This is a genomic window from uncultured Dokdonia sp. (assembly GCF_947492815.1).
GTDB lineage: Bacteria > Bacteroidota > Bacteroidia > Flavobacteriales > Flavobacteriaceae > Dokdonia.
This window is the reverse complement of the sequence record NZ_CANLOB010000001.1, coordinates 130,796-144,057: the sequence shown is the minus strand read 5'-3', so window position 1 is coordinate 144,057 and position 13,262 is coordinate 130,796. Positions and strand designations below refer to the sequence as shown.

9 protein-coding genes are annotated in these 13,262 nt (G+C 34.7%); 7 read left to right on the top strand and 2 right to left on the bottom strand.

Features of this window, described 5'->3' with window-relative positions; all coding sequences use genetic code 11:
• Positions 1-8: 8 nt before the first annotated feature.
• Positions 9-1,439, top strand: coding sequence for a flotillin family protein (locus Q1A01_RS00750; protein WP_299674454.1), 1,431 nt, complete (start codon positions 9-11; stop codon positions 1,437-1,439).
• Between the two features lie 83 nt (positions 1,440-1,522).
• On the opposite strand, the gene Q1A01_RS00745 is transcribed toward Q1A01_RS00750, so the two are convergent.
• Positions 1,523-1,714 (bottom strand): hypothetical protein, encoded by a 192-nt coding sequence (locus Q1A01_RS00745; protein ID WP_299674451.1) that lies wholly within the window; start codon positions 1,712-1,714, stop codon positions 1,523-1,525.
• Between the two features lie 330 nt (positions 1,715-2,044).
• On the opposite strand from Q1A01_RS00745, the gene Q1A01_RS00740 reads away from it, so the two are divergent.
• The 3 genes from Q1A01_RS00740 (at position 2,045) to Q1A01_RS00730 (ending at position 5,122) form a co-directional block, all read left to right on the top strand.
• Positions 2,045-3,010 (top strand): alpha/beta hydrolase, encoded by a 966-nt coding sequence (locus Q1A01_RS00740; protein ID WP_299674448.1) that lies wholly within the window; start codon positions 2,045-2,047, stop codon positions 3,008-3,010.
• A gap of 63 nt (positions 3,011-3,073) precedes the next feature.
• The gene (bioB, locus tag Q1A01_RS00735; RefSeq protein ID WP_299674446.1) at positions 3,074-4,165 is read left to right on the top strand and encodes a biotin synthase BioB; all 1,092 of its coding nucleotides are present in this window, start codon (positions 3,074-3,076) and stop codon (positions 4,163-4,165) included.
• Positions 4,166-4,258: 93 nt separating this feature from the next.
• Positions 4,259-5,122, top strand: a complete 864-nt coding sequence (locus Q1A01_RS00730; RefSeq protein WP_299674442.1) for a cupin-like domain-containing protein — start codon at positions 4,259-4,261, stop codon at positions 5,120-5,122.
• Between the two features lie 105 nt (positions 5,123-5,227).
• Here Q1A01_RS00730 and Q1A01_RS00725 read toward each other — a convergent pair whose 3' ends face one another.
• Positions 5,228-6,037, bottom strand: coding sequence for a S24 family peptidase (locus Q1A01_RS00725; protein WP_299674439.1), 810 nt, complete (start codon positions 6,035-6,037; stop codon positions 5,228-5,230).
• 686 nt (positions 6,038-6,723) lie between these two features.
• Here Q1A01_RS00725 and Q1A01_RS00720 point away from each other — a divergent pair.
• From Q1A01_RS00720 to Q1A01_RS00710, 3 genes are all read left to right on the top strand, one after another.
• Complete coding sequence (locus Q1A01_RS00720) at positions 6,724-10,260, top strand: hypothetical protein (RefSeq protein WP_299674436.1); 3,537 nt, start codon at positions 6,724-6,726, stop codon at positions 10,258-10,260.
• Between the two features lie 194 nt (positions 10,261-10,454).
• The gene (locus Q1A01_RS00715; protein ID WP_299674434.1) at positions 10,455-12,806 is read left to right on the top strand and encodes a hypothetical protein; all 2,352 of its coding nucleotides are present in this window, start codon (positions 10,455-10,457) and stop codon (positions 12,804-12,806) included.
• Positions 12,807-12,811: 5 nt separating this feature from the next.
• On the top strand, positions 12,812-13,216 hold the full coding sequence (locus tag Q1A01_RS00710; protein ID WP_299674431.1) for a hypothetical protein: 405 nt from the start codon (positions 12,812-12,814) through the stop codon (positions 13,214-13,216).
• Positions 13,217-13,262 lie beyond the last annotated feature (46 nt).

Here is a 13,262-nt window from a genome sequence, read left to right as displayed (position 1 = left end):
TAAAACTTATGTCAAAACTATTGTTATTGCAAACAGATGGTATAGCAGGAGTTGCAGCTATTGGCGCAGCTATTATATTCATCTTTATTATTATCATTTTTATAATACGTCGTTATAAGCGATGTCCTTCAGATCGTATTCTTGTCGTTTACGGAAAAGTAGGGGGAGGGCAATCGGCCAAGTGTATTCATGGTGGAGCCGCCTTTATAATCCCTGTGTTTCAGGACTATGAGTTTCTAGATTTAACTCCAATGTCTATTGAGGTAAATTTGATCAATGCCTTAAGTAAACAAAACATTCGTGTGAATGTACCTTCTCGATTTACTATAGGAATCTCTACAGAGCCTGGGGTGATGCAAAATGCAGCAGAGCGTTTGTTAGGACTTCGTATGGAAGACGTAAAAGAGCTTGCGATGGAGATTATCTTCGGGCAGTTACGTCTGGTAGTCGCTTCTATGGATATTGAAGAGATTAATTCTGATAGAGATAAATTCTTAACAAATATCTCACAAAGTGTTGAGGGCGAATTAAAGAAAGTAGGTCTGAAACTAATCAACGTAAATATTACAGATATTGTTGATGAATCTGGATATATTGAAGCTTTAGGAAAAGAAGCAGCAGCACATGCAATCAATGCAGCACGTAAGTCGGTAGCAGAGAAGACTCGTGATGGGTCTATTGGAGAAGCAAATGCAGTGCAAGATGAACGTACACAAGTTGCAGCAGCAAATGCGCAAGCAGTAGAAGGAGAAAACCAAGCAAAAATTGCCGTAGCAAATTCAGATTCGTTACGTCGTCAGCGTGAAGCAGAAGCAGAGCGTGTAGCAATCGCTGCTGAAAAAGTGCAGAGTGCAAAAGCATTGGAAGAGTCGTATGCAGCAGAAAAAGATGCCGAGCTTGCTCGTGCCGATAGAGAGCGCTCTTCTCAAGAAGCAGATGTTATCGTTCCTGCAGAAATAGATAAGCGTAAAGTAGAAATTGATGCAGAGGCTGAAGCAGAAAAAATAAGACGTCGTGCAAAAGGAGAGGCAGATGCGATCTTGTTTAAAGCACAAGCAGAAGCACAAGGGTTGTACGAAGTATTAACCAAACAAGCAGCAGGTCTTGATCAGATCGTAAAAGCAGCAGGTAATAACTCTAAAGATGCAGTACTATTATTAATTGCAGATAAACTTCCAGAGTTAGTCGCTACACAAGCAGAAGCGATTAAGAATATCAAAATAGATAAAGTAACCGTTTGGGAAAATGGTGGTGGAAAAGATGGAAAAACATCGACATCAAACTTTATCTCAGGAATGTATGGTGCCGTACCTCCATTACAAGAAATGTTTAATATGGCCGGTATGGAATTACCTGAATACCTAAAAGGGAAAGATATTTCAAAATCTGTAACCGATGTTGTAGAAGATGCAGAAATTGCAGATGATGAGACAGAATAATCGTTCTCTTAATTCATAATTTTAAAAAGAGGCTGCCTTAATTTTTAAGACAGCCTCTTTTGTTAGCCAAAAAAAAGAGTTATTTAATTAAACTGGCATACTTTACCATAACCCCAAGGATTATTTCTACAAGAAATATCACCAGGCCCTAAATAAGGATGACTATTCCAGCAATCACTGTTTGTATTACAAGGCATACCTGCAGAACCTCCTTTAATTTCTCTTTGCTGTTCTTTTGTTAAAGATTGTCCTAAAGCTTGAATTGTTTTTAACATAATAAAATGGTTTTTAGAATTAATTAGTGATTTAGTGAGTATCTAATATACTGATTTTTAAGGAGTAAAATCATTTTTTATAACAAGAGTGTAATATCTTGTACATAGAAAATAAAGAATATGATTGATATATATTACTTTTGAATAGATACAATTAAAGATGTTTTATACGCTTTCGCGAAAGCGAGTTTACGAGACCTGCCTGCCGGTAGGCAGGTTCATGACCAAAGGGAAAGTGAAACGTTAAAGCGAGTTTACGAGACCTGCCGGCAGATAGGTTCACGACCATAAGGAGAGCGAAGCGTTAAAGCATACCCAGCACTATTTAATATGAAAAATATACTTTACCTTCTTTTTGTAATAGGATTATCAATGACATCATTAGCTCAAACAGATCCCAATATTTATGAGAAGTTTACAGAGCAAACTATTAGCATAGATGGATATAACATTCATTTAGAAGTAAAAGGAGAAGGTGATGCTATCTTTTTCTTGCCTGGCGGACCTGGAAATTCTCATGACTATATGCAAGGAAATTTTGGGCAGTATTATAAAACACATAAAGTAGTGTTTTTTGATTGGTTAGGAAGAGGGAAATCAGATGATGCGAAAGACGTTTCTGAATATTCTGTAGAAGCAGATATCGAAATGATTGAAAAAATACGTGCGTATTTAGGATTGGAAAAAATTTCGGTAGTAGGTCATTCTTATGGTACAGTGCCTGCGCAAGGATATGCCATAGCGTATCCTGATCGTGTGCAACATATGGTCCTTATTAATGGATTTCATAGTGGTGCTATGTGGCAAGCAAATTGTGATAGCTATAATCATTATGCAAAAACACATTTTCCAGAACGTTGGGTAAAAGTAGATTCTTTACGAGCATTAGGATACCTGTCTACAGATAAACCGTTACAAGATGTGTATGGTGATTTTCCTACAAAATATATATACTATCACAATACGAGTTTACAACAGCATGTGCCCTCTATAAAACATAGAGGCTGGGCAGGTGATGTATATGCGCAAATTATAGGGCCAGATGGAGATTTTGATGTGAGTGGGAGTATGATACATCAGGATTATAGAAGAAAATTAAAAGGCGTGCCTGCAAGAACACTGATTATAGCAGGTAGATACGATGGAGTCTCTACCCCAGAATTTGCTGTGCAGTACAAAATATTTATGCCACAAGCACGTTTTGAAATGTTTGAAAACAGTGCGCACAATCCATATCTTGAAGAACCAGAAAAATTCTATGATATATTTGATGAATTTTTTGGGATTAAAAAGTAAATTGAGAAGCATATTTATGAAAACTAACGGAGTCATAACCTCCCTTTTTCTTATTTTTGACGTATGAGTGAGATCAGACACAATTGGACTAAAGAAGAAATACTTTCTATTTATAATAAACCTATGATGGAGTTGCTTTATGAAGCTGCTACCGTACATAGAATACACCATGACCCTAATACAGTACAGGTGTCTACATTACTTTCTATAAAAACAGGAGGATGTCCTGAAGATTGCGGATATTGTCCGCAAGCAGCAAGATATCATACAGATATAGAAGGAAATGACTTAATGTCTGTACAGCAAGTAAAAGCACAGGCATTACGTGCAAAATCTTCTGGAAGCTCTAGGGTTTGTATGGGAGCTGCATGGCGTAATGTAAAAGATGGACCTGAATTTGATAATGTGCTAGAAATGGTACGTACGATCAATAAACTAGACATGGAAGTTTGTTGTACATTAGGAATGGTTACTGAAAATCAAGCACAACGCCTTGCTGAAGCAGGATTATATGCTTATAACCATAACCTAGATACCTCAGAAGATTATTATAAAGATGTGATCTCTACACGTGCTTTTGAAGATCGTCTAGATACGATTTCAAATGTACGTAAAACCAATGTGACGGTTTGTAGTGGCGGTATTATAGGTATGGGAGAAGCTGTTGAAGACAGAGCAGGAATGCTAGTGGCTCTTGCAACATTAGATCCGCAACCAGAATCAGTACCAATTAACGCGCTAGTAGCTGTGCCAGGTACTCCTATGGAAGATATAGAACCTATTTCTATCTGGGAGATGATTCGTATGGTAGCTACTACTCGTATTGTAATGCCACAGACACAAGTAAGACTTTCGGCAGGACGTACAGAGATGAGTAGAGAAGGACAAGCAATGTGTTTCTTTGCAGGCGCTAATTCAATTTTTGCTGGAGATAAATTATTAACAACTCCTAATCCTGATGTAAATGAAGACATGAAAATGTTTGAATTATTAGGATTGAATCCTCAAAAACCATTTGTTAAGAAGGCGCAACCAGAAACAGTAGAAGCTCAAGATTCTCAATATGAATCACTAGGAGAAAAACCAAAATGGACACGCCCAGAACATAAAATAGAACGTAATGAAGCAGCAAAATTAGTTGCTAAAGACAAGTAATTACATTCTTTTTACATATTTAAAAGCTCATTTTGTAACAAAAATGGGCTTTTCTTATCTTTAGTCTATAATACTTTGTTTTTAGATTATTATATGCAATTAGAAACTATAGAGAGAGTAACTACAATTACTAAAACAGCATTTTTAGAGAAGTATGTAAAACCACAAAAACCTGTGGTTATTGAAAAACTTATAAATGATTGGCCAGCGTATAAAAAATGGTCATTGTCTTATGTGCAAAAGGTTGCAGGTGAAAAAGAAGTGCCTTTATATGATGATCGTCCTGTAAAACATGATGAGGGCTTTAATGAGGCGCATGCTACAATGAAAATGAGTGATTATATAGCACTTCTTAAAACAACGCCTACCAATTATCGAATTTTCCTGTATAACCTGATGAAGGAGGTGCCCTCTTTAAAACATGATTTTAGGTTTCCTAAAATAGGCCTTCGATTGATAAAACAAATTCCAATGTTATTTTTTGGCGGAGAAGGAAGTAAGGTGTTTATGCATCATGATATTGACTGGGCAAATATTTTACATTTTCACTTTGAGGGAAAGAAGCAATGTATTCTATTTCCTCCTAGTGAGACAAAAAATCTTTATAAAGTACCATATAGCTTGATTACTAGAGAAGACATAGATTTTGATAATCCAGATTATGAAAAGTTTCCAGTGCTTAAAAAAGCAAAAGGATATATCTGTCATCTTAATCACGGGGAGACGTTATATATGCCTGAAGGTTATTGGCATTTTATGAAATATGAAACGCCTGGGTTTAGTATGAGTTTGCGTTCGCTTCCGCGAAAGATGAAACACCTTCGCTATGCGTTATATAATGTGTTTATTATGCGGTATTTTGATAACCTAATGCGTCGCCGTAAAGGGCAAGCGTGGATTGATCAAAAAAATGAAAGAGCTATTTCAGATACGCATAAATTACACAAGTTGATATAAGTAACTTCAAACCCCTTAGCGATTTATGGGTTTGTAACGTGCTTTCATCTATCTAGTATTGCATTTCGCGCTTGCCTGCCGGTAGGCAGGAAAGCGTACTCAAAATTAATTGAGTAAGCGATGTTGTAAGTTTTCTTCAAGGTCTACCACTTTACTTTCTAGTTCGTGAAGACGATGATAAATATCTACAGGTTCTGGCATTTGCTTAGATGCATACATAGTAACGTACCATACCTCCATAATATCTTCTGCATTCATGGTGTATGTTGGGTAATTGCCATCGGTATTATCACTTTTTAAAATAAGTTTACCACGCTCGGCTATTCTGTTGATAGTACGTTTTAAAACAATACCATCATTCTTACTTACAATTACGTATACACGGCCATCTTTGATATCACTAAGGTCTTCTACATATTTACCAAAGACAAGATCGCCGTCAAAAAATGTACGCACCATAGAGTTGCCGTGTACCTCAAAACAACGGTAGGTACCATTGGTAAGGTGTGGCATATGGAATGTGGGTAAGGTCTCTATATAATCAGTATCTCCATAACCATCCAAATATCCAGCTCTTGCTTTGATAGGAACATAGATTACATTTTCTTCCCCTGTTTTGTTAACAGCAACGACTTGTGGCATTCCAGAATATGTTTGAATTTGTGAAGTGTCATCTTTAAGCATGATATCACTTTGTCCAAAGAGATAATCGGGGTTGATTTTAAAGGTCTCTATAATAGATAGTAGAACATCGTATCCGGGTTTTGTTTTCTTTCGAGTACCATCTTTTTGGGGTCTCCCATTTACAATACTGTCTATAGTTGTGCCTGTGACACCTATTTGTTTTGAAAACGAAAAGTTGTTGAATCCAAAATGCCGGATAATGTTTTTTATCTTATCATTTATAGTTTCCATAGGGGGTGTTATTTTATTTTGCTTTTTGTGAAAAAAATAACACAAATGTTTGTTTTAAACTGCAAAATGTTTTATATTTGTACTGTGGTTAAGCGCTAACTTACAAAAAAAAGCTAAATAATTAAACATTTGTACATAAATTTAACTTTTTACGAATATTGTAACACATCCCCTATCCAAAATAGTAAGACGTATTCTAACATTTTTGGGAATTATCACATGATCTTTTCAAGCACCACTTTAAGAAAAGAGTAGTACGTATCCTTTTATAAGGGTGAATATGAATTTTTTAATTTTTAAAGTTTTGAAAAAACCAATTATATTTTTTTAAGCATCATTATGTTTTAATACGCAAGGCGTACATTAAAACGCAACTAAACGTTCAATATACATTTAGTGTATTGAATACTCCTCACACATTATTGTTATAGAACTTTTGTAAAAGATCTAGAAGACTATATATAAACATTTTGACATGTTTGCCTAGGATACCTATGGGTATATGTAAAATGTTGCATACCAAAAATAGTTTGCTTTTTCTATCGCATGTACTAGGCAATATGTATTGCTATGATCTAAGGTACCTTATTGTATTCAGGTATCTAACCTCTTTTCAAACGTCACATTAGAAAAGCGAGATGCGTTCCCGCATGGGACACCTATGTAGAAAAATAAAAACAAAAAAAATGAAGAAAAAACCTTCAAAATCAAATCTCTTTAGATTTGTAACACTTAGAAATCCAGAATTAATTGCTGAGGAAAAGAAAGATCAAGGCTTTGTATTTTTCCCAGATAATTTATATAGTCAGTTTATAACTGCTCTTGATGGGAAAGATCAAGAAACACAAAAAGTGGTGATGGATTTAGCTGTAGTAGAAGCTCCGCCATTATTAACAAAAAAAGAAGTGGGTGATCAAAACGAAAACTTATACCGCTTTTCGTCTTGGTTGATGCGTAATAAGAATCAACTTACCTACGCTGAAATTAAAATAGCTATTGCGGGTGTGGCACCTTTAACGGATGAAAAAGAAATAAAAATTTGGGATAATTTAGTATACCAAACTATTGAGCGTACATCAAACTATGTGAGAGAAGCAACGATTCAAATGCTTATTGCAAATAAGTTTGTAAAAGCTTTTTTAGAATTTTCTAAAGAACTTTTAGAGGATATTGTCTTTACAGAAGATCAAGAAAAAGAGTTTACACGTAGAGCGCATGCTAGTGTGGTGATTTCTAAAAGCATGTACAATCCAGATGCTAAAGAAACGAGCAAAAAGAAACAAGTCTCGAAGCGTGTTCAAGAAGCTACAGAAAATGAAGTGAAAACTGTACTCACAAAAGAGCGCATTGCTTTTTATGAAAAAGTAATGAAAGAACTTGATGCGGCTGAAGTTGTGATTAAAAAAGAAAGTCAGCAAGCGTATGATACAGCTTTAGAAGTACATAATACACTTGTTAAGTCACGTATTAAAAATGCAACAGGAGTAGTTGTAGAAGAAGTAAACACAGTAACGGGAAGAACAGAAACTAAAACAACCTATCCAGATTTAGTAATTCCAGAATTTGAGTTTGAAACAAAATCTGAGACAGAAGAAGCTGTTATTTCAAGTAAAATATCAAAGAATTCTTTTGATTTATTAAAATCTGAAGGATTATTAGAATATGATACCATTGCACAAGCAAAACAAGCATTAACAGATACAATCGCTAGAGAAAATGAATTTGTAATTGCACAAACTCCTAAAAAAGCAAAACAAGTAAAAATAGGAGGATCTGTAGTTGCGGTATCTAATAAAATAAATGTGCCTGATGCAGATTATAGTATATCTCCATTACACCAAACCAATCCATCTGGAGAACGAGATATTAATATACAAGTTTATCGCCAGCTAGATGGAGCGCAGATTATAGCTGTAGAATATGAAGCTGAATTTAGTAATGGTACAACAATAGACGGAACTGATTTTACAGTAACTGATACACCTTCGGGGAAATTATTGAAATTCTTTCCAAATTTAGTTGCTTTTCCTCCAAACACCACATCATTTATGCTTGAAGGGGAAATTATATTAAGTGATGGTCGATCCTTAACTTTTAATCAACAAGTTCTCAGTACTCGAATGAACTTGGGTGATTTTCATGAAACAATTTCAACTGGTGACTCTTCTCCATCAAATGGTCAAGTATACGGTGTAACAAATCTTGGTATTGCAGACTTTAGACGTGTAGAACAAGAAGTCTGTTGTTATGTGCCAGGCGAAGTATCACATATAGAAAATATTTTAGCAAGAGAATATAAAGAACGCTCTACCCGAAACTTAACAAGTGTAGAAACCACAACAGAAGAAACAACTGAACGTGAAGTAGAAAATCTAACAGACACCTCTACAACAGAACGTTTTGAGATTCAAAGTGAGGCATCTTCTATTATAAATGAAGATAGTGCACAAGATGCTGGAGCAAATGCGGGTGTCACTGGAGGTAATCCAGCAACGGGTTTCCGATTTAATGCCAATGCATTTTTTAATACATCATCATCAAGTTCTACCTCAAATTCAAATTCTGAAGCACAAACCTATGCAGAAGAAGTAACAGAAAGAGCTTTAGAACGTGTAGTTGAAAAGGTAACTCGTAAGCGTACATCACGTATTCTTAAAGAGTTTGAAGAAAATAACAAACACGGATTTGATAATACACAAGGGACTGAACACGTGACAGGTGTATACCGTTGGGTAGATAAGATCTATACCAATAAGTTAGTGAATTATGGAAAACGACTCATGTATGAATTTGCCATTCCAGAACCTTCAAGATTCTTTAAAGAGGCTATTGCATTACAAGCAACATCAGGAACTGTAAATCCAAATACAATAGTATTACCAGAAGAACCACAACATCCAAGTGAGATTGGAATGATTGCGCCTACCGTGGTTTTAGCGGGCAATTATAAAGCATTTGCAGGCGCATATAATGCAGAAGTAAATGCGATGCCACAGCAGTTTATGAGTGTGTCAGATTCCTTTAGTGCAAAAGGGACAGAATACGTAACAGAGTTTAATCATCCAGGTGCTAGTAATTTTAAAATGGAAATTCCAGATGGGTATGAAGTGATTTCTGCAAATGCAACCATGGGATTCTCTTTTGTGCCTACAAAAAAAGAGCATACATATGGAGCAATGACTGTAGGACATCATTATTCAGAACTTTCTAATATTACAAATTCCAAAATTGTTAGAAATTATAGCTTTTCTTCTAATCCAATTCAGAAAGAACTAGGTATTGGTTTCCATGGAGCAGATGTAGGAGGGGTTTCAATAGGTGTTGTAGCAAATTGTAGAAGAACTTCAGAAGCCTTTGAGCAATGGCAATTAGAAACGTTTAATGCAATTATGAGTGTGTATGAAGATCAACTTCAGGCATATAATGATGCATTAGCAGCTGTAGTGACACCCGTAGAAGAAGATCCAGGAAACGTTTCTTTTAATCCATTATTTAATCGTAGTGTTGAGAAAAAAGAAATCAAGCGCATTGCTATAGAATTATTAGCAGATCAATTAGGTCAAACAACAGCTCAGGAGAATTATGGTGCCGAAGATGGCGTAACGGGAATCTCAAAAGTGACAAAAAATAGTGCTTTTAATACGCATGCAAGTACGGTAAAATTCTTTGAGCAAGCCTTTGATTGGGATATTATGGCGTATTTATTTTACCCATACTTTTATGGAAAGGAAGAAAACTGGAGATCTTTATTTCAAGAAAACGATGCAGCAGATCCCATCTTTCAAGCCTTTTTACAGTCAGGAATGGCACGTGCGGTAATACCAGTACGTCCAGGGTTTGAAGAAGCTGTAAACTGGTATATGGAAACAGGAGAGTTATGGGAAGGACAAGGACTTGTCATTGCAGAAGATAATGACCTGTATCTGTCTATTTCAGAAGAAATGCAAACCATAGAAGGAGAAGTAGAAAAAGAATGGGAAACACGTGTGCCTACAGCACTTACCATTGTTCAAGCAGACTCTGCGGTACTTAAAGAAGGTGGGTTGCCTTGTTATTGTGAGAATGAAGAAAGTGATAGTACGATAGAACGTGGTATTGCAATTCTTACCGGAACTCAAAATACGCCAGAAGCGTTAACAGAAATTGAACCAATATCACAATCTGATATATTATTAAACCCAATTCCTTTTCCTGAAAGAGAAGAAGGTGAAGCTACTTTTTAAGAAGTAGTTTTTAAAAACCTTATCTCTTTTGCGAGAGTTAGTAGTGGTCACGCTCCTGCCTGCTGGCAAAGGCAGGGTCGCGAAAGAAAACACAGCCCATATTCTATATATGGAGTATGGGCTGCGATAAGGGAGTATGAGTGTCTATGTCTGCACAGATGGATACGATGTTTAATTAAATAAAAATAAAAACAATGAGCATATTTGAATTTGCAGACCAATTGGGGTTTAATCCGCCCATTGTGTTTGAAGATGATACTGTTTCTGAAGAAGGGGTTTTTACTTGGCCAATAGATTTTGAAGCTTTAGGGAAGGATTTGGGTAGTGGTAGACCCATTCCTTATTACTATAAAAACTATATAGCAAATAAAAGATCAATTATAATAAAAGATGAAGTTGGAGGGGATCAAGAAATTGAATTTGAAAGTCAAATTCCTATGAAAATAGATTTTCCCGATGGAGAAAAAAGAAGCTTGCAATTAATAGGTAAACTAAATAAAAAATTAGGTACAGTTTCCATAAGACAGCGTAAAGTATTTTTTGATTTTGAATTAGAACTTGGAACATCTATTTCTTTTATTAAAAAAATTAAGTACGCACATCAAGATGAAGTAGCGATTGAATTAATTGCTAACAGTTATGATGATTATTCTGTTTTGTCTAATTATATAGGCGTTGGAGAAAACGAAAAAGTTAGAAATAAAATTACTAATGATTTTAATAAAGCGTTTAGAAATGCTGGTACTGATGAGGCATTGTTAAAATGGTTGTATGAAAAAGCACCACAATTTGTTTTGCAACAGAGAGGTAATGAAATTCTTATTAAAGATCTAAAAACTTTACTTGCCTATGATTTAGAAGGAGCTTTAAGTTGGTTTAAAGATAGTGGTACAGCCATTATGAAATTGCTTTCTGGATTTACAGATCCAAAAGTTTTATACGATTATTTTAATACAAAACCCGAAGAAGCTATACGTATTTATGATGCACTTCAAGGAACAGCAGAAGTACAGTTTACTACATTATTAACCACGCTAGCTCAGTTATATACTCGAGAAGTCAAAAATGATGAAACGATACAAGAAGCCTCAAGACGAGATGTGACTTTCAATATAGGTAAAGGGTATAGATTGAACAGTAATATTCTTATAAAGGATGATCAAAAGAATATTAAACTTGAACAATTTTCGATTCAAACTAGAAAAGTAGATGTTGACGCTGGTTTAGGAGAAACCATAGGTCTTGATGAAAATTTTAGTGTACCTATATTAGGTCCTGCTGTTTTTCATCCATTAGATCTTGTAATTCTAAAAGATGCAAATGGGAATGGTGAAGTGCCAGTTTGTGCATTAGAAGTAAAGTATCTTTCTGATGAAGCTGAGTGGGAAACTGTAATCAATACTACTTTTATTATTGTAAATATTGTAGGCATATTACTATCTGCAGGAGCCTTATCTGCAGGAGCTACAGGATTCACAGCAGTTATTGCAGCAGCAGATATTGTGATAAGCACTATTGACATTGCTGTAATTCTAAGAAGACCAGAATTAAAAGGAACTCAAGAAGGAGCATGGCTTGATAGAAATTGGGAAGCGATCAGTGGCTCTTTTGCGATTGTTAGTGTATCATCTGCTGTAAGACAAGGCCTTATTAAAAATGGTCCTGGTATTGTAGGAAAGCTTAGCAAAGTAAAAGATGCCAGCGCTATTTTAATTAAAGAACGTATACAAAGATTACTCTTTCAAGCAATCATAAATGTTGAGATTTCTAATTTTGGGAATGTAACGTTTAAAATAGTACCTATAAACCAAGTTCGCTCAGTATTAAAAACTAAAATAGTACAATCTAATATAGATCGTTTATTAGGATTAGGAGTCTCAGTATTAGAAGGTCAAGTAGGTGGAAAAGCAATTTATGGTTTGATATATCAAGGAGAAGTAATACTATCTGGAGCTACTAAAGAAATTGATAACTTCCTTAAAACTAAAATTTTTACTCATGGGGCAAAAGATGCAGATGTATTAAGAGTTTTAGATAATATAGCAGAGCGATTAAGAAATGTTGGGTTTCATCATATTCCTACTTCAGGAGTGATTATTAACTCACAAACAAAGAAAGGTTCATATCTTGTTGGTAGTTTTGCTTCGGATTTGCAATTTATATTAAAACAATTGGATTATCCTGAAATAAATAAAATAGATGATCTATTTCCTTTGTTAGATGGACAGAGATTTAATTTACTAAACGTTTCTGATGATCTTTATGAGTTTTTTGTTAAGAGTGGTGGTTTTTTTAAACAAGTAAATGCAAAATGGGTAGATTCTGCCGTTGAGAAAAAAGTAGATGTGTTTATTATGTCTAAATTAAAATACCTTTATACTACGGATAGTTTTGGGAATAGAAAACTCACTGGTTTTGGTAAAGAAGTACATAGATTCGAATGGAAATATGGTTATCGTTATGATCCAAATACAAAAATGATGGTCCCTCCAGAAAATGCAAATAGTTTAGATTTATTAACTAGATTTGAAGATAATATACTATAATAAAGATGAAAATAACAGAATATATACCTTTTATTGCTAAGGAGTTTCAAGAAATAAAAGAAGATTATAAATTGTCTTGGAATAAAGATAATAATGAATATCTCATAAGTTTATCAAATGAATTTGTTGATATAGAGTTTTCTACAGAAAGAGGAGAGTTTAATACAAATATGTCAATAATTTTTACTGATGTAAAAAAAGATCAATATTATCATATTTGGGATATCCAAGAAAAGAAAGGAATTCAAAATTTAGAAGATGTTTTATCTTCTGAGGAAAAAGTCGAATCTAAAAAACATAAAGAAACTATAATGTATATTATATACATATATAGTAGACTTTTAGGAAATTATTGCCAAGATATGCTTTCTGGAGATTTTTCGCAAGTAGGTCCTGGGCTTTCTAATTAGGTTTATGTCTTTTTCTGCCTCTCCGCTCCTGTTAGTTTGTAACTGG

Excerpts from the sequence above, each read along its gene's own strand:
- Q1A01_RS00750 (WP_299674454.1), top strand. The coding sequence starts at position 9 with ATGTCAAAACTATTGTTATTGCAAACAGATGGTATAGCAGGAGTTGCA.
- Q1A01_RS00745 (WP_299674451.1), bottom strand. The coding sequence starts at position 1,714 with ATGTTAAAAACAATTCAAGCTTTAGGACAATCTTTAACAAAAGAACAG.
- Q1A01_RS00740 (WP_299674448.1), top strand. The coding sequence starts at position 2,045 with ATGAAAAATATACTTTACCTTCTTTTTGTAATAGGATTATCAATGACA.
- bioB (WP_299674446.1), top strand. The coding sequence starts at position 3,074 with ATGAGTGAGATCAGACACAATTGGACTAAAGAAGAAATACTTTCTATT.
- Q1A01_RS00730 (WP_299674442.1), top strand. The coding sequence starts at position 4,259 with ATGCAATTAGAAACTATAGAGAGAGTAACTACAATTACTAAAACAGCA.
- Q1A01_RS00725 (WP_299674439.1), bottom strand. The coding sequence starts at position 6,037 with ATGGAAACTATAAATGATAAGATAAAAAACATTATCCGGCATTTTGGA.
- Q1A01_RS00720 (WP_299674436.1), top strand. The coding sequence starts at position 6,724 with ATGAAGAAAAAACCTTCAAAATCAAATCTCTTTAGATTTGTAACACTT.
- Q1A01_RS00715 (WP_299674434.1), top strand. The coding sequence starts at position 10,455 with ATGAGCATATTTGAATTTGCAGACCAATTGGGGTTTAATCCGCCCATT.
- Q1A01_RS00710 (WP_299674431.1), top strand. The coding sequence starts at position 12,812 with ATGAAAATAACAGAATATATACCTTTTATTGCTAAGGAGTTTCAAGAA.